This is a genomic window from Sessilibacter sp. MAH3, assembly GCF_054658275.1.
On the sequence record NZ_BAAGIE010000014.1, the window covers coordinates 96,349 to 117,801 of the forward strand.

At 43.8% G+C, this 21,453-nt stretch carries 10 protein-coding genes and 1 pseudogene; 4 read left to right on the forward strand and 7 right to left on the reverse strand.

What is annotated here, in order from left to right; translation table 11 throughout:
- Nucleotides 1-55 precede the first annotated feature (55 nt).
- Nucleotides 56-1,963 (forward strand): ATP-binding cassette domain-containing protein, encoded by a 1,908-nt coding sequence (locus ACYQ2C_RS10580; protein WP_460102413.1) that lies wholly within the window; start codon nucleotides 56-58, stop codon nucleotides 1,961-1,963.
- Between the two features lie 395 nt (nucleotides 1,964-2,358).
- On the opposite strand, the gene ACYQ2C_RS10585 is transcribed toward ACYQ2C_RS10580, so the two are convergent.
- The 7 genes from ACYQ2C_RS10585 to ACYQ2C_RS10615 form a co-directional block, all read right to left on the reverse strand.
- A complete protein-coding gene (locus ACYQ2C_RS10585) occupies nucleotides 2,359-2,775 on the reverse strand; it encodes a c-type cytochrome (RefSeq protein ID WP_460102416.1) in 417 nt (138 codons plus the stop codon).
- Between the two features lie 302 nt (nucleotides 2,776-3,077).
- Nucleotides 3,078-4,886: a GGDEF/EAL domain-containing response regulator gene (locus ACYQ2C_RS10590; RefSeq protein ID WP_460052450.1), complete on the reverse strand. Its 1,809-nt coding sequence runs from the start codon at nucleotides 4,884-4,886 to the stop codon at nucleotides 3,078-3,080.
- 242 nt (nucleotides 4,887-5,128) lie between these two features.
- Nucleotides 5,129-7,720: an ATP-binding protein gene (locus ACYQ2C_RS10595; RefSeq protein WP_460052452.1), complete on the reverse strand. Its 2,592-nt coding sequence runs from the start codon at nucleotides 7,718-7,720 to the stop codon at nucleotides 5,129-5,131.
- Between the two features lie 10 nt (nucleotides 7,721-7,730).
- A complete protein-coding gene (locus ACYQ2C_RS10600; RefSeq protein WP_460102420.1) occupies nucleotides 7,731-11,552 on the reverse strand; it encodes a hypothetical protein in 3,822 nt (1,273 codons plus the stop codon).
- 5 nt (nucleotides 11,553-11,557) lie between these two features.
- Nucleotides 11,558-12,397: an efflux RND transporter periplasmic adaptor subunit gene (locus ACYQ2C_RS10605; RefSeq protein WP_460052454.1), complete on the reverse strand. Its 840-nt coding sequence runs from the start codon at nucleotides 12,395-12,397 to the stop codon at nucleotides 11,558-11,560.
- Between the two features lie 472 nt (nucleotides 12,398-12,869).
- Nucleotides 12,870-15,035, reverse strand: coding sequence for a site-2 protease family protein (locus tag ACYQ2C_RS10610; RefSeq protein ID WP_460102423.1), 2,166 nt, complete (start codon nucleotides 15,033-15,035; stop codon nucleotides 12,870-12,872).
- 3 nt (nucleotides 15,036-15,038) lie between these two features.
- Nucleotides 15,039-17,039 (reverse strand): efflux RND transporter periplasmic adaptor subunit, encoded by a 2,001-nt coding sequence (locus ACYQ2C_RS10615; RefSeq protein WP_460102425.1) that lies wholly within the window; start codon nucleotides 17,037-17,039, stop codon nucleotides 15,039-15,041.
- A 195-nt stretch (nucleotides 17,040-17,234) separates the two neighbouring features.
- On the opposite strand from ACYQ2C_RS10615, the gene ACYQ2C_RS10620 reads away from it, so the two are divergent.
- The 3 genes and pseudogenes from ACYQ2C_RS10620 to ACYQ2C_RS10630 form a co-directional block, all read left to right on the forward strand.
- Entirely contained in the window at nucleotides 17,235-18,134 is a 900-nt protein-coding gene (locus ACYQ2C_RS10620; protein WP_460052458.1) for an alpha/beta fold hydrolase, read from the forward strand.
- A 1,157-nt stretch (nucleotides 18,135-19,291) separates the two neighbouring features.
- On the forward strand, nucleotides 19,292-20,494 hold the full coding sequence (gene nhaA, locus ACYQ2C_RS10625) for a Na+/H+ antiporter NhaA (RefSeq protein WP_460102428.1): 1,203 nt from the start codon (nucleotides 19,292-19,294) through the stop codon (nucleotides 20,492-20,494).
- Nucleotides 20,495-20,683: 189 nt separating this feature from the next.
- A pseudogene (locus tag ACYQ2C_RS10630) lies at nucleotides 20,684-21,055 on the forward strand (transposase); the annotation flags it as partial.
- Nucleotides 21,056-21,453 lie beyond the last annotated feature (398 nt).

Genomic DNA, 21,453 nt, shown 5'->3' on the forward strand with positions numbered 1-21,453 from the left:
ACACGTCATCAGATTTCACTACTCTGTTTTGCCTCTGATGCGTAGAATGCGCGCCATGATTACATTAGATTCCATCAGTTTACAACGCGGTGCTAAGCAACTTTTAGAAGGTGCTAGTTTACGTATTTTTCCGGGACACAAAATTGGCGTTATCGGCGCTAATGGTAGTGGTAAATCCAGTCTATTTAAATTATTACTTGGGCAATTACAGGTTGATGCAGGCAACTGTTTCATTCCTAGCGATTGGAAAATCGCTCATATGGCCCAAGAAACCGAAGCCAGTGAGCGTGGCGCCAGAGATTATGTGATCGACGGTGACTGGCATCTGCGCGCGGTTGAAACACAAATTAACAATCACGACGACGTTGATGGCGAACATCTGGCCAAACTCTACGCGGAGTTTGAAGAGTTGCAGGGTTATACCGCCGAGCAGCGAGCGTCTAAACTGTTGGACGGTCTAGGTTTTAGTCCATCTGATTACACGCGTCCGGTCAGTGATTTTTCCGGTGGTTGGCGCATACGATTGAATCTGGCTCAGGCATTGATGTCGCCATCGGATTTATTGTTACTGGATGAACCGACCAACCACTTAGATTTAGATACCACCGTTTGGCTGGAAGGTTGGTTGCAAGCCTATACCGGCACCTTATTAATTATTTCTCACGATCGCGATTTTCTCGATAACGTGGTTACCGAAATCGTTAATTACGAAGCGCGTAAATTAATTGGTTATGGCGGTAATTACAGTGCTTATGAACGACAAAAAGCACAACGCCTTTCGCAACAACAACAAGCTTTTGAAAAACAACAAGCTCGAAAAGCCGAAATCGTCGATTTCGTTCGTCGTTTCCGCGCCAAGGCGTCCAAAGCCAAGCAAGCGCAAAGTCGTTTAAAAGAATTGGAGCGCATGGAAGAAATCGCACCGGCACATATTGATTCACCGTTTCATTTCTCCATTGCCTGCTCTGAAAAAGTATCTGTGCCTTTATTAAGTCTTTCGCAGGCAGATCTCGGTTATGGCGACAAAGCCCTAATTAAAAATGTTAATTTATCCATCAGCGTTGATACTCGCTTAGGTTTATTAGGCGCAAACGGTGCTGGTAAATCAACGCTCATTAAAACTCTCGCCGGTGAATTAACGTTATTGAATGGATCGAGAACCTGCGGCGAGCATCTAAAAATCGGCTATTTTAACCAGCATCAATTAGAAGCGTTGGATATGCAGGCTTCTTGTGCACTGCATTTACAGCGTATTTCGCCTAAGGCTCGCGAACAAGAAATTCGTAATTTCTTAGGCAGCTTTGGTTTTATTGGTGATCGCGCGCTAGAAACCATCGAACATTTCTCCGGTGGTGAAAAGGCGCGTTTAGCTCTCGCAATTGTTGCTTGGCAAAAACCCAATCTCTTGTTGCTCGACGAGCCAACCAACCATTTGGATTTGGAAGTGCGTCATGCGCTGACCGTTGCTCTGCAAGGTTTTGCCGGTGCTGTAATTGTGATTTCTCATGATCGGCATCTATTGCGTAATACCGTTGACGACTTTTTATTGGTTCACGACGGTTGTGCAGAACCTTTTGACGGCAGTTTAAATGATTACCAAAAATGGTTAAGCGATAATAAAAAAGCCGAAAAAGCCGAAAAAGACGCGCCTGCCCAATCTCAAGTTGTGCAAACTCTTGATAAAGCAGATCGTAAAGAGCAGCGACAAAAATCTGCGGCTAAACGCGAGCAGTTAAAACCGTTAACACAAAAGCTTAAAAAGCTAGAGCGTGACATTGAAAAGCTGCAAGCAAAATTAAGTGAGCTTGAAGTGATACTGGCGGATAACAGCTTATACGAAGATGCTGATTCAGCTGAGCGCTTGCAAAAAATGCTAAAAGATCAGGGTGCTGCCCGTGAGCAATTGGCGTCATTGGAAGAGCAGTGGATGGAGGTCAGCGAAGAGCTGGAGGCGCTGTCTTAATTTCTACACAAGTGCGGTTTGTATTGAGCGTCAAATTAGTATGAATATAAATAGCGAGTATCAATATAAACGGCACTGCTAAGACCAATACAGCGTTTATCAATACAATGCTTATCGAGACAACGTTCATCAATACAACGTTATGAAAGTATAGAGGCAACTCTGATTAGCCTAGAGTTTTGATTAGCCTAGAATTTTCTGGATTAAGATAGAGCTTCCTGCGACGCTAGGAAGTATCGCCTATTTCAGAACGGTAAGTGATTGAAGTTGTGAAGAAATTGGAAATCGCATTGTGGATTTCTACTCGCTGATGAATTCATTAAGGAATTCATCAGCGTCTCCCGAAGGTGCCACCGCTTTAGTTGTTTTGTAATTCTAAAGCGGTAACAGAGAAATTACTTGCTGTTGTCAACCATGTACTCGATGCCAGCTTTAATTTCGTCTTCAGAACAATCTAAACACAAACCTTTTGGCGGCATAGCGTTAAAGCCGTTCCAAGCGTGATCGAACAGAGTATCTAAACCTTTGGCAACGCGCGGACCCCAGTCACCTGCTTCACCAAACTTAGGTGCACCAGACACGCCAATTGCGTGGCAAGTGGTACATTTAGAATCGTAGATTTCTTTACCGCTGCGTGGACCTGACGCCACAGGCGCCGCAGGTGCTGCTGCGCAAGGCTCACCAGACATGCAAAGCTCACCCACAGGGGCGATTCGCTTTTGAACGCCTTCAGATACTTCGTCTGCTTGGCTAAAACTAACAAACATTAAGCTGGCTGCGGCGATGGCGAAAGTCGCTTTTTTTAAGGTCATAAGATTTCTCACTAACGGCTGGGTCACTTCTGCAATCACGATTTTTCCCTCATGAGCTTTGTGCGAATAATTCAAACGGGCGGCGATTATACCCACAAACCACGTAGTGGTGAAAATTTATCGCGTAATGGAAATTTAATTTTATCAATTTCTTATACGCTGTTTGATCTAAATAGGTGAATAATTCGAAAACTTTCTGCGAAATGAATCCATTTGCTTTAAGAAAGTCAGGATCATTCTGCCGACCTACGACCGTTACAGTCGTGATTTGGGTGTCAATGACAAGGAATTTTACGATCTTATTAGGCTAAAGAGTGCTTCGTGGGGGGCAATAACGGATGATCAGGGTCGTAATTGGCTTGCAAATACTGTTCGAATTCTTCGCTAGAAAGAGGCTTAGAATAGTAATAGCCCTGAATGCAGTCACAACCAATATTGTTGAGAAATTTCAATTGCTCCGACCGTTCAACACCTTCGGCCACTACCTTTAAGCGAAGGTTTTGTGCCAGCGATATGATGGCCTGAACAATGGAGTTATCTTCGGTGTCGGCAGGAATATCGACAATAAATGAGCGATCGATTTTCAGCTCGTCGATGGGAAAGCGCTTTAGATAGCTCAACGACGAGTAACCGGTGCCGAAATCGTCGATAGAAATCGATACGCCGAGCTCCTTAAGCGTATTGAGCTTTTTAATGAGTAATTCGATATCGCCAATCAAGGTGCTTTCTGTGATTTCAACAGTAAGTTTGCTCAGATCCAAGTGGTTCAGTTGTTGGACGGCGACCAAGTCATCGACAAAATTAACATCATTGAACTGCGCGGCGGCAACATTAATGGCCATGGTGAGGTTGGTGTAACCTTTTTTATGCCATTGTGCGAGCTGATTGCAAGCTTTGCGCATTACCCAACGCCCAATAGGCACAATTAATCCGGTCTCTTCGGCCATGGGAATAAAATGGTTGGGTGAGGTAACTTCGTTATTTTTAGGATACCAGCGTAGCAGAGCCTCACAACCAATGGGTTGACCGGATTTTGGATCCACTTTGGGCTGATATTTGAGCTGAAATTCGCGGTTTTCTATGGCGGTGCGAAGCGCTACATCCAAACGAAGCCTGCGTTTATCGTGAGAATCAACGGCTTCGCAGTAAAACTCAAAAGTATTACCTCCCAGCGAACGGGATTGTGCTGAGGCTGAGCTTGCGCACTTAATCAGCTGATCGGCCATGGTGCCTTGATGCGGGTGTATGGCAATACCAATCGATGCGCAGGCGTAAAACTCGTGACCTTCAATCAAATACTTCCGCGACAGCTGCTTGAGAATTCCGGTTACCAACACTTTAACGGTGTTGTTATCCGATTGCGTTAGCAGTAACGAGAATTCATCGGCACCGGTCCTAGACAGACTTTTCCACAGCTCTTTTGCCTGATTGCCTTTGCAGATGGTCACCTTCTGCAAAAAATCGGAAAGTGTGCGCGCCATGGTCGATAGCAATTCGTCGGCGATTTGCGGACCAAGGGTGTTGTGGACACGTCGGAATTGATCGACGCGAATGTTGATTACCGCTGTTTCACAATCGCGATTACCGAAGGCATTTCTTTTAATTTCCATCGACAGCTTTTCGATGAAGTTTTGGCGATTGGGTAAGAATGTTAAGGCGTCGTAGAGGGCCAGTTGTCGTTGGTAGGCGTGAACGGTTAAGGCTCCGCGTACCCGCAAGATCAATTCACTGGGATCAACCGGTTTGGATAAGAATTCGGTGGCACCCAACTGTAAGGTTTGTAGCTTGGTGTGTGCGTCGCTCGACGAGCTTAAAACAATGATCGGTAAATATTTAAAACGCGGCTCTTTACGCAATATTTTGAGAACTTCAAAACCGGTCAAGCCAGGCATGTTGAGATCGAGCAATACAATGTCGATGGGATAAGTATCGATGAGTTTTAGGGCGCGACGTGGGTCACCGACCGATATGATGTTGTTATAGCCGGCTTCTTGTAAGTACAGCTGAATAAAGTCGGTGACGAGTGGTTCGTCGTCGACCAACATAAAGTGAGACTCTTTGATTTGATCAAGAAGCTCAGGGCTAATAAGTTTTGGGGCCTTACTCAGCATATCGACTACATCAATACCAGCGGCTTAATAACTAAGGCGTGACAATACAGTAAACACTCCAAACAGCCTGTAAACGATGATGTTGCTGTGCTTCTTTGTCCGTAACTGGGGCGGCGCCTTCCATTTCGACAGATCATCATCACGGTATTTTCCTACGGTCAGTCTATTATTATGTTTTCTCGATTGTTTGCGTTTTTACTAATTGACGCACGTTAAATTTAGTTAAGTCTAAAGTTCATTTATTACTCATTCACCGATTTGAGCTCCGGTACAATACGTACTCTTAAGCGCAATTCTTTGAAGTGCTCCAAACTATTAGTTAAGTCTCTTAGCGCTGTTTTCGCCAGTGCGATTTTCTCAAGATGATCGGCGACGATCGAAAACTCAGAGAACCCGGCGGTTCCAGCGCTGCCTTTAATCGAATGAGCAATGTTGGCGACGCTGTTGTGGTCGCCTTGATCAATGGCCGTCTGCAAATCTTCAAGCTGGGAATCAAAGCGGATTAACCAGCGTTCAATAATTGGTCTAAAGCGAGGGTCGTCGGCAAGCTTTGATGTAATCGCCGAGCTTGCTGAAATTTTCGGTTTTGGAAATTGCGATGGTGCAATGGCCGTTGCCATAGGTCGCGGCAATAAAGAAGGTGCAGAGTTGGATTCTTTGATAGCCGGTAAAAACTCACGCAGGATTGTAATTAGCTTATCGAAGGCGACCGGCTTTGACATATAACTGGTATAACCGGCCTGTTTACAGCTTGCCTCTACGCCGCGCATGGCGTGGGCAGTAAGCGCAATGACTGGACGATTCCAATGCATTTGTCGCAATTTGCGAACGGCGGTGTAACCGTCCATTTCGGGCATTTGTACGTCTAGAAGCACGAGATCGGGATTGTGCTGTTTCACTTGTTGAAGGGCCTCTAAACCGTTGGCGGCACATATCACCGTTAAACCAACGTCTTTAAGAATAATTTCTAAAAGCTCGCGGTTTTCATCACCGTCGTCAACAACCAAGACCGTGGCCGGATAAAAATGCCAACTGCCGGTATTTTCGATGTTACGGTGGTCGTTGTCTTGCAGTCTCTCAACGGTAACCGAATTCTGGCTGAACTGAGCCACTGGCATTTGCAGCTCAAAACAGCTGCCTTTGCCCTGTTGGCTGGTGCACTCTAGGTTGCCGCCAAAGGCGCGAGCGAGATGTCGACAAATGCTCAGGCCAAGCCCGGTGCCGCCATACTGGCGAGTAATTGACGTGTCTGCTTGCACGAAGGGTGCGAATACATTTGCTCTTTGCTGTTCGGTCATACCAATGCCGGTGTCGATCACGCGAATGCGCAGCTGACCTTGGTTGCCAGCGCGAATTTGCCAGCTCGACTCAACACTGACACTGCCTTGGTGCGTAAACTTAATGGCGTTGCCCACGAGGTTGGTCAAAATCTGGCGCAGCCTAGCTGGGTCAGACTTAATGGTCTCGGGCATGGCGGTCAACGCCTTAAAATTAAGCTTCAAACCTTTTTCGTTGGCCCGCACCGACATGATTTGCAACACCTCGGCAATTACCTGATTAACGTCGCAATCAATAGACTCAATCTCCAGATGACCCGATTCCACTTTGGACAGATCAAGAATGTCGTTAATTAGGTTCAGCAGGTGCTCGCTGGAGCGCAAGATGGTGTGTAGGTAGTGATTGACGTCGATATCAGGCGTGCCGCCTTTGAGGCTAGAAAATGATCGCAGCAAGAGTTCGGTAAACCCCATGATTGCATTCATCGGTGTGCGAATCTCATGGCTCATGTTGGCCAGAAAGTCACTTTTCGCCTTGTTGGCTGCCTCGGCCAGTTGCTTGGATGCCTGCAACTCCTGCTCTTGTTTTTCGAGTAGCGTAATGTCATCAAAACTAACCAACACGCCGCCGATATTTTTATCGCCGGTGAACACCGGTGAACAGTTGGTTTGATACGAGAGCTGGCGACCGTCATCTAACCACAAATGCAGGCGCAAATTGGTTAAGACTTTGCCGGTGCGCATCACTCTGGCCCAAGGCAGGCGCTGATTATTGAGCGTAGCATTGTCGATAGAGCGCCAGTCAAAACTCGACGCGGCAACACCTAATAATTCTCCCGCTGGTTTGCCAACCATGGTGGCAAAAGCTTGATTAGCCAGAACAATGTTGTATTTGTTATCTAAAACCAGCAACCCTTGTGCAATCGTATCAAGTGCGGTTTGTACGCGCTCTGGAATAGCTTGGGAGGGATCGAGATCTCTAAACACTCGGCGAAGATAGAAGATAAACAGTACAAAACACACCACCGTGGTGATGATAATCAATCGAGTGGCAGGCTGTTCAAAGAAGGAAATCCAAGCGCTCGATTGCGGTTCAAAACGCATTTCGAGATAGCCCCAAAGAGCGTCATTAGCAAAAATAGGAACCTGCAATTCACCAAGCTTGATATTGGAGTAGTTGGTCACCGAGTTGCCGTCAGAACTGCTGCGCTTGGATTTATCGTTCGGCCCCTGCCATTGCTGGTTGTGAGCACCAACCTCAACCAATAGTTCGCCATTTTTGGATCGAATCGCTGCCGTAAGTAGGTCTTCGTAACGGTTCACCGAGGTTTTTAAGCTTTGCTCCATGCGCTGGATTTCATTGCGAGTCACCAGCGTGGCGTTAGAGGTGGCGAGAATTTCCGCCATTCGATAGCGGCCAAGCCAGCGCTCTTCGGTTGAGTCTGGCAATAGTCCAAGTAAACCCAGCGAAATAAGCGCGCAAGAGACAATGCTGGCCAGTCCCAAGGATATTTTAAAACTCACGTGATAGCGCTTGTGCCATCGGCTTAGGGTCATGCCTTAAATCTCAATCTGCACTGCTTGTTGTATTCTTTGGCGTTGCTTGATGACTCACCAAGCTCTCTAAGCTTTCGCCTTGATCATCACGACCCGAGTAGCCCTGCGTCAAAATCGGTAGCGGATCTATGAAGCGCCATGCCGGTAAAGAGGTCAAGACGCTGGTAAACACCAGTCCGCCGCGAGCCAACCAAATGGCGTAACCTGCCGATAGGCCCGCGGTGATGCTGGCAGCAGCTTGCCAGAGAACACCACTTTCGACGTTGACCTGGGTGAATTTGGCACGTAAATGCTCAAATTCGTCGCTATTTGTTTGATTGATCACAAGGGTTAGGTCAGCAATTAAGGTATCGAAACCCGTGAACAGCGAATCCGACGTTTGAAAACTGGAATTGCTGGCAAGGGTAAAAACGTTATTGGCTGTAGCAATTTGGTTTTCGCTGGAAGAAACGTCTCTAAAGCTAGACGCAAAATCTGTGAGTCGCTCCCCGGCCAAAATTTCTACAGAAACGCCGTTACCAACATCAATGGGATCGAGCGTAAAGCGCGAAAAGTTTGCCGAGCTGCTGTCTTGGCTGGTGTTTTCTGCCGAGCTTTGCGAGCCGGCGTTTTCAGGTTCGCCTTGATCTTCGCCGTTGGTTCCTGATCCCGTGGCAGGCGTTGTGGTTGGTGTTGTTGTGGTTGCTGTAGGTGTTTCCGTGGGCGGCACCACAACTTGCACATCAACAGGGGCTGCTGGTTCGGTAACGTCTGGCATGGTTTCCGGTTCTGGGATAATTACCATCGGCGGATCAACAACCTCTGGCGGGTCAACCACCACAGGTGGATCAATAACCTCAGGCGGGTCAACCACCACAGGTGGATCAATAACCTCAGGTGGATCAATAACCTCGGGTGGCGGCACTTCCTCGGGATCAGTGGGGGGGGCGGTTGGGGTTTCTACGCTCGGGGTAAATAGCACCGAGTTGTTGCTAAACACCGATTCTGCCGTACCTTGGTTATCCAAATAGGTAATTTCTAAGGTCAGAGTTGTATTGCTGTCTGCCACGCTGAGCTGGTAGTTGGCAGAGGTAGCGCCACTGATGGCTTGTCCATCGCGATACCACTGGAAACTCAACTGTCCCAAACCGTCGGCGTCGTTGAGTGATGTGGTCTCGGCGCTCAGTAAGCTGCCCACTTGAAGGTCTGCGCCCGTCGCGATTGATACGCCACCCTGTGGGAGATCATTTACCGAGGTAATTTCAAGGCTGTCTTGACTGAAGAGCGTCTCTAGAGTGCCGCCGGAATCCGTATAGGTAACGGCCACACTTAAACGACTGGCGACGTCGATATCGTCGGTGGTGAAGCTTTGATTGGTTGCCCCGGTAATGGCGATGCCATTTCTATACCACTGAAAGTTAAATTGCCCGAGACCGTCGGCATCGGTGATTGCATTTAGGTTGGCGGTAAGAGTTTGTTCCTCGCGAGCAGTGCCATCAATAGTCACCTCGCCTTGGGGCGAATCGTTGAGGTTAGCGATTATTGGCGTTGTGTCTGAGACTATTTGATTGGCAAAGCCCTGCTGGTCTTGGTAACTGATCTGTACCGAAAGCTCAGCACCTACGTCGTCTTGAGTGGTTTGATAGTTTTGCTCGGTAGCGCCGCTGATCAAGGCACCGTTTCGTAACCATTGATAGTTGATAGTGCCAAGCCCGTCGTTGTCGGTCACGTTGCTAATGTTCGCAACCAAAGCTTGGCCCTGCTCAAAGATTCCCATAATCTCTGGTAGACCAACAGGATTATCATTAATGGCTGTAATAGTTTGTGATTGCTCACTGATAAAACTTTGAGCAACACCAAAACTGTTGGTAAAGCTAATTTGCACCGACAGTTGCGCACCTACATCTGGGTCGTCGCTGAGGTAGCTGGATTCATTGGCACCGTCTATGGCTAACCCGTTTCTAAGCCATTGATAGGTCAAATCGCTGGGGGTGTAAGCCACGCCATTACCATCTTGCACTAAAACATCGGCCGTTAAAGTCTGTTCTTCGATGGTATTTCCTAACACGCTGGCGGTGGCGATGTCTTGGTTGTTAGCCGACGTTACCAGCGAAGTTTGACCGCTGACCAAGGTTTCGGTTGTGCCTTGATTATCCACGTACTGAATTTGCAGGCTGATCGCACTGCCGACATCGTCACCGGTTAACAGGTATTGGGTATCGGTCGCGCCACCGATGGCAACACCGTCGCGCAACCATTGATAACTGAACTCACCCAAACCGTCGTCGTCGCGAATACCGCCAGTGTTGGCAATTAAACTCTGGCCTTCGACGGCGTTGCCGTTAATTCGTGGCGTACCTACAGGTTCACTATTTACATTTACGACCGCAACCGACTCGGCACTGATTAAAGATTCGCGATTACGATCGCCATCGGTATAACTGATTTGAACCGAAATACGCGCGCCGACATCATTATTCGTTAACGTGTAGGTGTCCGATGTTGCGCCCGGAATTGAGCTGCCGTCGCGCAGCCACTGATAACGAAACGTACCAAGGCCTTCGGGGTCGGTAACAGAGCTGGTATCGGCGGTGATTTCCTGACCTTCCAAAAACTCCCCAATCAACACAATGTCACCCTGCGGTGTTGTGTTTTCATTTTGAGATTCAAAATTGGTGGCCAGCAGACTTAAAGAATTTATATCCGCGGTTGCAGTTGCTAAATTTAAATCAGAACCCGTAAACGCAATACCTTGAAATTGCGCCGCGCCAGAAACACTGAATTGAATAACGTCGCTGGTTTCGGTTTGCGCATCACCAAAAGTACTCGATTGATTAAAACTCGCTAAAATCGTAGACGATGAAAACGTTTGTCCGGCGAGGGTGGTTTCTACTTCTACAAATTCCAAAGCATCAATTCCGGCGCGATTTCCCAAGGCGCTGCCATTGATGTTGAGGTCAGTTAACGCTCGGGTAATAACACTGCCGTCGCTTTGCGAATTGGCGAGATAAATTTGCGTATCGTCATCGAACGCCACCAACAGCGATCCGCTAGCGAGTTGTTCGCCGTTAAAATTACTGTTTTGCTCAATGAGCGTTAATGCAGAAACGCTGTCGGGTAAGTTAGTAATAAGGCTCGAAAATTCACCGCTGCTGTAATCAAAACTGGTTGAGCCATCGTTATTGTTAATTAGCGTAGGCCTGAACAAAATAATATCGTCGGCATCAACCGAAAGCGTAGTTCCAGAGGTGCTGGTAAAAGTATGGCGTCCGTCCACCGAAAAAATCAGATCGCCGGAGAACAACGCCAGATTTTCGCCATTGATACTAATGGTTAAATCACTCGCAACCGCATGACTGGCATCAATATTAATATTGCCATTGGTAAACGTATCGCTACCAAAAAAGCGCGCAAATAAATCCAAATCAGGTGTCGCGTCGTCGGAATTAAGTCCCGCCACTAATTCATCACGATTCGCCGCATCAACACTGCCGTCGTTCGCCGTTAAGCTTGTATTGCGATCAACCGAAAAAATAATCCCCGGATTTGTAATAGCCACAGAAACCGTTTGTCGCTGAATCTCCGGTCGGGTAACAACATCATTATTAGCGTCTCTTTTATTTAGCTCTAAAATAGCGACATCAGCATCTGCTACGGTTTTAGATAAGTCATTGTTAAAATCAGAATATTCGTTCTGGGAGGTATCAATTCCCAAAGTGGTATCGGCTGAAAATAATAAACGTGATTCTACCGGCGTAATTGCCGATCTATGATCTCCTGCTAAAGCCTTCGCGCGCGCGCGCGAAACGGTTGCTTTCAATTGCGTTTTAATCGATTCGAAATAATTCAACATAACCGCTACTTCACTTTAGGTAATTTCGAACGTTGATTTTCTGAAAATTGCAGCGAACACTTTTGCCCCGCAAGAATGGTGTATTGGGGATTATCCAACACCAAGCGGGCACCAAAAGTCCCACTGGCGGCATCGGCCATGGGATCGATACTGATCACCGTTGCTGTTAACGGTTTATCGGAATGCAACTCTGGAAATATTTGCGCAGTTTGAGCAATTGAAATTTGCGAGTAATAACTAATGGGAACAATCACTTCAATCTTTAAGGGATGCAGCTGAGCAATTCTCACAATGGGTTGTTCTTCTACATATTCGCCAACGTCTTTAAAGCGTTTGGTAACAAAACCACTAATGGGACTTTTAATGATCTTTTGCTGAAGCTGTTCTTCGGCGCGCACCAATTCAAGGTGACGAATATTCTGCAAATCTTCGGCTTGTTTTAATCGCCACTGGGATAAATCAAAATCTCGATCTGCCTGATCTTTAACGTCGTAGGAAACGCTGTTACTTTTGTACAAGGTATCGATGCGTTTTTTACGCTTCTCGTCGTACTCTTTATTTACCGCGTTAATTCCTACCTCAGAAGTCACCGCTGCTCGAACACTGGCGAGCTCAACCGAGGCTTTTTCAACTTCTGCACTTAACTGCGCAACAATTTCGTTTTCATTTACATAAACTCCGTGTTCAACATGAAGTTTTGCTATAACGCCAGCGACGGGACTTGATAGATCAATGGTCTGAAAGGGATTGATCAAACAATCCATTGCAGGCAATGGCGCAGCCACGGCAGCCGATGCCGTCAATAAGGCTATCGATAGAGATCGAAGAACGGTTATTGGCGACATAATATTTCCAATAATAATTCGTAAAAATTATGACTTTCTTAAAAATCAAAACAGAATGGTCATTAAAATAAAATCATAAGATGCATTAGTAAACGCAAAAAATACCGCCGCGTTTCTACAATCAAGTATTTATAAACACACATCTATAACTAAAACCGATAAGAGCGACATTGTTAAGATTAGCAGAGTTTATTCAATACGGAAGTAAGCGATAAAAAATTGTTTAGTAACGGCTAATTTTAGAAAGAATATATATGTTGGAATGATCAATACTCAACACATGCAGTATTTACCGAAAACTAAATTTGTGAAGCCGTTCATTATGAATTAAAAAATGGCGGTAGAAATAATTAAATTTTCAGTTTTTACAATTTTTCCCAATTTGAATTGGATTAAAAATAACGCGAATTCGAAAAAATTCGCTAAAGCGACATTTTATTCAAAGATTATTTGGGCGATAAAATCAAAATACCTATGACCCGTCAATTTTTTGGCTTAACCATCGTGAATATCTCAACCATAAGCGGTTAAAAATAGATTGCGGCTCGGTCAAAAAAATCAACTGCCATCGATAACTTAATACAGAGCCATAAGGCAAAGCCGGTAATTGTACCGACACCAAAAAAGTAGGCGTTTGGCTGGTTAAGCCAGACGAATCACGCCAGTCGGTATCAATAGAACCTCCCAAACCAACGCTGTAAAATGGTGAAGATATTTGATCGCGAGCTTTAGATTCAACACTTACAATTTCTGCGGTATAGCGTTTACGTGGATCGGTAAACGGAATCGCAGACACAAATGCAAAGTCTTTGGGCAAGCGCTGTAAATCTTCCTGGCTAATTAATGCCTCTAGATAGACATCAGAATAATATACCGCTGTTACCGTAGGCTCACCTTTTTCAAAGTAACGACCTTGAATGGATTTATTATCGTGTACTAGCAGTCCTGCATGAGAAGATATCACCTGTAGATTTTTTAACTTCTCATCAAGATCACGTTGATTGGTTTTCAAATCTTGAAGATTGGCTGCAAATTCTTCGGCAAGGGCAGGCGCACGGAAAGCCAGATCGGAATAACGAATGGTTTGTTCTTCAATTGCTAAAGCGTTAATTTTTTGTTCAATTAATAAATCCGGATTGGTAAGCTCAAGCAAGGTATCGCCGGATTCTATTTCCCTAGCATTTTCAGATAAGAAACTAATAACCGTCCCGTCAGACGGCGAACGGAGAGTAAATTGCGACTCATGTAATAATGCTGTGCTGGAAAAGCCGATGTTAAAAGGCAAAAAGAGAATAGCTAAAACAAAAGCCGATGGCGTGCCTATAGCCCAAAGAAATCGTTTAAGTTTGTTGTGATATTGACAGCGAAAATACAGCGTAACCAGCGTTTCACCTAAAAACCGAAAAGTGCCGCGGATTAGTATTAATGCAGCGATGACTAAACCCAACCACCATATTTGGCTAATTAAAAACATTAACACCAAAATGGTGACCATAATGCGGTAAAAAAAGGCAGCACAACCATAACCATTGAGCCAAATAACTTCGCTATTGAGGTCGTTTGATGGTTTGGTTGGTGTTAAACCGAATAACCACAGTTGCGTGTTTTCTTTAAAGCGCTGTTGGGCGCGCGAAGCCAGATTCGGAATTTGCAATAACTCTGAACAGACATAATAGCCGTCGTAGCGCATGAGTGGATTTGCATTAAAAAGAATACTAGAAACAATACCAATAAAGGCTAAATCAAACAGTCCTAACAGTATTGTATGATAGGCGCCGTTGCTGTCTGAGTTGTATTCAAAAATAGTCAATAGCGCTATAAACAGTATTAGCGCGAAGACCGCAATAAAAATCTCGGTGACAATTCCCGCAAGACTTACATGAATGCGGTGTTTTCGAGAGGTGAAATAAGCGCTGGAACCTACATCCACAAAAGCTGCGGGTAAAAAGCCAAAAAATAATACACCAAATTTACCCACGTGACCGCCGTAGTATTTGGTCATAATAGCGTGAGCGAATTCGTGAATGGCTTTCATGGGTAAATACATGAACGCTAACAAGACTAAATTGAACGGCGAATAAAAATTGTTTTGATAAAACTCTAAGGTTTTGTCCAAATTGCTGGTTAATAACAATAAGCTTGTTATGACCAAGATTAACCCACAAGTAATCGTAAACTTAGAGAAAATGAGCGGCACGTAAGGTGTTAGTTTTTCGGCATATTCATTTGCGCTAAACAAATTAAATTTTGCCAGTAATGGGTTTTTCAAAAACCCGGCCACTCTAGGAAAAAAAGAACTTTCAGAGGCAGTTTGAGCGTGGGTTAGCGAGACAATCTCATTGAGCTTATCGTGTTTGCAAGTAATTAATCCCTGTTTAAGTAGATGAAATAAACCCAGACAAAGACTTTGTTGCTCGTCATCGGTAACCTTGAGTATTTTAAACGCATCAGCAACGGGTATTGTGCTGTGGCTGGAAAGCAATTTGTATAGGTTGTTTTCGAGAAAAAAACTGTCGTTATGAATGGTGCTGTAAATAATGACCCAATTTTTACCTCGATGCACCTGTGTGGTTATATTGGCGCTGGCAGAAATCTGAAAACAAGCGTGTTTAATCCAGAACAGTATTTGCTGATTCATGCGTTACATTCCCAACTGCCAACGATTTAACTGCCACCAGCGAATAAGATCACGAAAGAGAATTTTCCAGAGTGGTTGTTTATCGGTGTTTATCTTGGCTGACCCGGTCATGCCGGGTTTTAATAGTGTCGGAATTATTGCCTGCTGTTTTTCGTCAAAGTTCCAGTGGGTACGCGCTATAAAATAGACCTTATCATCGACAGTCTCTGCTATTGGTGTGACTTCAGAAATAGTAAATGAAATTTCGGCGGACGGTAGCGAAAATAGCTTGAGTAAACCGTGTTGATTTTTCCGAATATAAATAATGTCTTTTTCGCTGATGCGTAAATTCAAATTGTATTCCGTCAAAGGTGCCAGCTCGAAAAGTATTTCACCTTTTTTTACCGGAGCACCCAATAATTGACTAACATCGCCGTGTAAAATAATGCCATCAAAAGGTGCTTTAATTTTTAACCGCGTTAGCCGTTCGTTAATGAGCTCAATTTTGGCTTGGGTTTGTTCACGTTGATTTTTTACGATCTTTGCTTGAACCTGATTAAATTCGGCTAATTCTTTCCGATAGAGCTTATCGTATTCTTGTAACTCGTTTTCGAGCTTTTGTTTTTCAAAATTTAAATCCTTATCATCTAAGGTTGCTAACAAATGCCCGGTTTTTACTTGATCGCCCGCTTTAAAGTGACTGTCTTTGATAAAGCCATCAACTGGTGCAACAAGGGCACGTTGTGAATCGCTGATAATTTCCGCCTTCGTGGTAATGATTAAAGATGTGGGTATATTAAGAATACCCAAAATGGCAATAACTGCTGCGACAACTAATGCTCTTTTTTGCCATTTGGAAAGCTGCGTAAAAAATCCAGCTTTTAGCGAAGCTTGTTTGGGTAATTGAATTCGATGGGAAGTATTAGCTACTGCGTAGCCGAGTTTTTTTACGGGTGAAAGTTGTAAATAATGACGAATTAATAAACTGGTGCCGAGTGTTTGCCAGGCGGTCGTGAGATAGGTGTTGGTTTTTGCATTGGCAGAATTGTGTTGATCAACAAACAAAATACAGGCACAGCCCAGCTCTGTGTCGATGCTAATAACAGCGCCTTGAAGAGGCTTGAGTGGATGATCAATGATAATGTGTTCACAATAAGCTCGGCCGAGTTCGTGGTTATTTTCGGGTTCGCGCTGTAATGTTTTGGTTATATGTTTTGAATACTGTTTAATTAATGGTGATTGAGCGTCAAATTTACTGGAGTCGGAAATCGCAACAATACGGTTGCTGTTTTTTTTGCGTGAAGAAAACAAAGAATAATTAGGCAGTGAAATAACCACGCACTCACATTCAAATTTCTCTTTTAAATCTTTTGCAAGTAAATAGGTCGCGTCGTTAATGTTGATATGGCGTTCAATGATTTTAACCAAACCTTGTATGAGCCGAGTTGGGTCGATTTCGGCACTGGGTTTTGGATGTGCGGGATTTAAGGGTAATTGCTTATGTGGACTGCTTTGGCTGTTATCGGCCTTGAAAAAAAACAACGCCGCAACGTTTTTCATTACACTATTTATGTGTTCTTTTGTGAACGCGCTGTTTCGCGTGAAGACAAAATATAAAATCAAACGCTGTTGACAAGTAACGTCGTTGTTAAAATATATCTCGCTGCTAAAGCAGACATAGTTCAATAAAGACTTTTTGTCGCTGTACAACTGGATTTTTTGGCGCTGTATACACAGTTGTACTAATTTTTCAGCATTGTGTATCTTTTCTTCCAAAGATTCTTGATTTTGCCACAATAAAATGGGCTGGTTTGTCTCGGTCTGCGGTGACTTGTTTGCCGATGACGTGCCATAAACATACGCGCCCGCGACCTTTAATTCGGTAAGAGTCGATGCTAATACCTGAAAGCGCTTGGTTAACCAAAGCTGGGTTTTGGCCGTTAATGGTTGCCCGGCATGAGTGCTGTCGGGCTCAAACGAGTTGACTGCATGGAGGTTGGTATTGAGCGCGGCAATTTTAGTCACAATGTCAGTATCACGGTATTATCAGCAATTTCTACTTTAAGATTAGTTGCTTACCAACGAACAGCAAGGTTAAGAACTGTGTTCAAAAGCGCTGCGTATATCCTTCATAAATTTGTGATGATTTTTAGTAAACCCAATTGTTATAACTATTGTCAGAGCAAGCGTTTGCCAATCACATAAAAATGGAGAATCTTAATGAAAACAAAGGTGTGGTTATCACGAATTTGGGTGGGTGGGCTCGCCTTTGCCTCGTTTGTTCTCAGCGCTTGCGCGGCACAAAACGAGTTGAACGAACACTTCAAGTTTTTGGAGACCATCGAGTCTAACAAAAACATCGTTGAACAAACCATGGATGTTGGAGATTTTGAACTTTCCTACCGTCGTGTGGGTGAGCCTAAGCGCGCTGTTGTGGTCTGGATTCACGGCACGCCTGGTGCTTGGAACGACATTGGCAAGTTAATGGTGAAAGAAGACTTTACCGAATCTACCCTGTTTGTTTCTATCGACCGTCCCGGTTGGGGCAAATCGCAGTACAAAGACAACCCACGTCTTGTTACCGAATTCTCAGAAATTGCCCATTTAATTCGTCCACTTTTACATCAATTGAAAAAAGAAGCACCCGATGTGCCTTTGATTCTTGCCGGGCATTCTTGGGGTGGCTCTGTGGTGCCCGCGGTGGCAGCGGAGTTTCCTTATTGCATTGACGGCTTAGCAATCTTTGCGGCGGGTCTTGATCCTGAATTAACCAAACCGCGTTGGTACAACCGTTTTGCGAAAACCTATGTGGGTAGAAGTATTCTCGGTCAACAAATGTTGGATGCCAATGTAGAAATGTACGCACTTTCGCCAGAAGTCGCTAAGCTTGCGCCCCACTGGAAAGAAATAAACCTGCCAACCGTGGTAGTGCAAGGTATGGAAGATCCCTTGGTGAACCCTGCAAATGCCGATTTTGCCAAATCGGTACTTAACCCAAAAGTGTCGCACGTATTAAAAATAGAAAAGCAAAATCACTTTTTGCACATTAACAGTGTTGACCTCATTCAAAAATGCTTAATGGCCGTTGCCGAAAATAATCTCGACAGCTGCGAAGCCTAAACTTTGTATCTTTTCAGAACCACAGCTTTGGTTGTGGTTCTTTTCTTCAAATACCACTGTTTTTCCTTGTGTTCTCACTCCCGTTATTTTTATACGCTTTAGAATACACAACCCGCCAGCAATAATTTTTTGGAAATTTTTGAGGGCTTTTTAAAATAAAAAACTTACCATTTAAATAAAAGATCTACCATTTAAATGAAAGTGCGTGTTAAAAATTTTGGCTAAAGCATATTCGAACCACTGATTAACGCTGCCACGGTTTAATCAGCGGACAAATAAATGCAAATACGATTTTCAATTTCTTCACCATTTAAATTACTCGCAATGATTGAAGTTTGCATCATGCCTTTGTTTCGATAGAAACTGTGGATGACTTAGAGTTGCTATAAGTTCATTAATACATTACTTGTATTAACGGCGTAAAAAATTAACGAGTGATAGCAACAGTCTTTCAGGATAAGCAAGTTTCAAGGGATAAAAATAAACCCTTAAATAACTAATTTGCGTCGTTTAATACCCATAATTAAATGGCATAACTCTATTGTTTTAGGCAAACATTAACTGCTTCGGTTATTTTTGACGGGTTTTGGAAAGCTTCTGAAGATATTGGTTAATAATGCAAAAGCTAGTAATCAGTTTGAATGGATGATATTCAAAGCGGGGTCGATTAATTTAGCTTTTTAATTAAAAAACCAAGCCTAATTCCAATGTGTTATCAAGTCTAAGTCGTTTAATGTTGTTAACGATGACGACACGTTCTAAGTTACTTGAAATGCAAAAGTATTCAGTATTTCTTATATGCTTCCATAAAACTTTGATCTAAACTTACACTTATTACCATTGAAATTTTAATTTAAAGCCTCATATACAATCATTGACCTAATATTTAAATCATCAAAAAATATATGTTTAACAATAAGTTGGTTTAAATATTGCGTTATAGCCGAAATAGAAACAGTACTCACACAGTGTTTGATAGCTGTTTTTTTACGTGTTCGCATGAACCCGATATATTTCGAGCGCTACAAATATATTCGACGCGAATTTTATTAATATTATAAATTCAATATTGGAGCCCTAAGCTAAAGCAGTGATAAATTTACCCGCAATGCTTAGGGTTCTGCTCAAATTTACGTTGATACGAGGTTTTTCTTCCGGTGCTTACTATTAAGCCAATCGAAAAGTTTTTCAAATTAGAATCCGCCGGTGGCATTTTGCTGATGGTCAGCACATTACTGGCACTCATTTTTGCGAATACCCCCGTTTTAGACTCTCTCTACAAATTATTCATCGAAATTCCTGTAGAAGTTCGCATCGCCGATTTAAACATCGGTAAACCGCTACTGCTGTGGATTAACGATGGACTAATGGCCATCTTCTTTTTACTGGTGGGTTTAGAACTTAAGCGCGAAGCCATGGAAGGAGAATTGTCTGACCCTAAAAATATTATTCTTCCGGGTATTGGCGCGTTTGGCGGAATGGCTGTTCCGGCGTTAATTTACGTATTATTTAACTGGGATGACCCGCGAGTGATCGACGGCTGGGCCGTGCCCGCCGCCACCGATATTGCCTTTGCGCTCGGCGTATTAAGCTTATTGGGGCGTTCAGTTCCCGTTGCATTAAAAGTCTTTTTAACATCCTTAGCAATTTTTGATGATGTAGGCGCGATTATTATTATCGCGATATTTTATACTTCTAAAATATCCTTTGTATCGCTTGTTATTGTGTTGGTATGTATTCCCATTTTATGGATGCTCAATCGTTATCGCGTAGGTCCGCGAGCGCCATACATTGTTATCGGCGTTATTATGTGGGTTGCCATGCTTAAATCCGGCGTACACGCAACACTTACCGGTGTGTTGTTGGCGATGTTTATTCCCATGCGTTTAGACGATGAAAAATCCAGCTCCCCGGTTAAAGAAATCGAACACGGCCTGCATCCTTGGGTGACCTTCTTTGTGCTACCCATCTTCGCCTTTGCCAACTCTGGTATCGACGTACGCAGCCTAACTACAGATCAAGTTTTACACAGTGCACCGGTTGGTATAGCCGCAGGTTTATTTATTGGTAAACAACTGGGTATTTTCACTCTGTGTTGGTTATTTATTAAATTGAAATGGGCACAACTACCCACCAACGTTACCTGGCTTGGTCTTTACGGCACCTCGGTACTGTGCGGCATTGGCTTTACCATGAGTTTATTTATCAGCTCACTCGCCTTCGAACAAACCAGTACAGAAGTCATCTTTGACGAACGTTTAGGGATTTTAGTCGGCTCCTTAGCCTCTGGTTTATTAGGCTACTGGTTAATTAGAAAAGACATTCAGCGGCGTGAAGCAAAAGCGCTAGCAGACCAATAAATTTAATAAAGAGTAAACAACGCCCAATAAAAAACCTCGGCATGCCGAGGTTTTTTATTTATGTGTAGAAAACTCCAAAATCGTTCTGAAGTGACTCGCTGCATAAAATCTGGGGTTGAATATAGGAACCTCTGATTAATCTCCTAAGTCCGGCATAATAAGCCATCAAGCAAATAAAACGGTTTAATCATGGAACAACAAACACTGAACGCCAACGGTTTTGAAAAGTATCGCAAGAAAACTCGTAAGGAGATCTTTCTGGAGCAGATGAATCAAATTCTACCGTGGACGGAATTATGTTCAGTGATTGAAACCTTTTATCCGAAGCCCTCTAAATCCGGCGGTCGTCCCACCATTGGTATCGAACGCATGTTGCGTATCCATTTCCTCCAGCATTGGTTCGAACTTTTCGATCCCGCAGCAGAAGAAGCCCTCTCTGATATTCGGTCTATGCGAGAGTTTGTGGGTATTGATTTAAACCAAGAAGCCGTCCCTGATGAAACAGCGATATGTAAATTCAGACACCTCATGGGGAGTCATAATTTAGAAGAGGAATTATTTCGTTTTTGGTTATCAGAAAGTGCGTTATAAAAGCTTGAAGGAAAATGCTGACGCTATAATGACTAAATGTGCATTGGCAAATATTGTGGTCGCGAAGCGTTATTTGTTAGCGCTGTAATAGACAATGATGCGGTGAATACCGCAGAAATTTATAAAACGTTTTATTTTTATATCAGGTTTTTAATCGTTAAACGGTTTTCTCGAATGATAGCCGATGGATTTTATGGGTTAATCAACGATTCCTCTAACAGGTATTCTTTAGTTAAATTAACGTTGCATTGCTCCAGTAATTTAATGTTAGAGTTTGGTTAGATACAGAGTTTAGGAACCTCTGATTAACCTCCGAGATCTGCCATAATATCTCGTCTGCAAATAAAACGGTTTGATCATGAAACAAC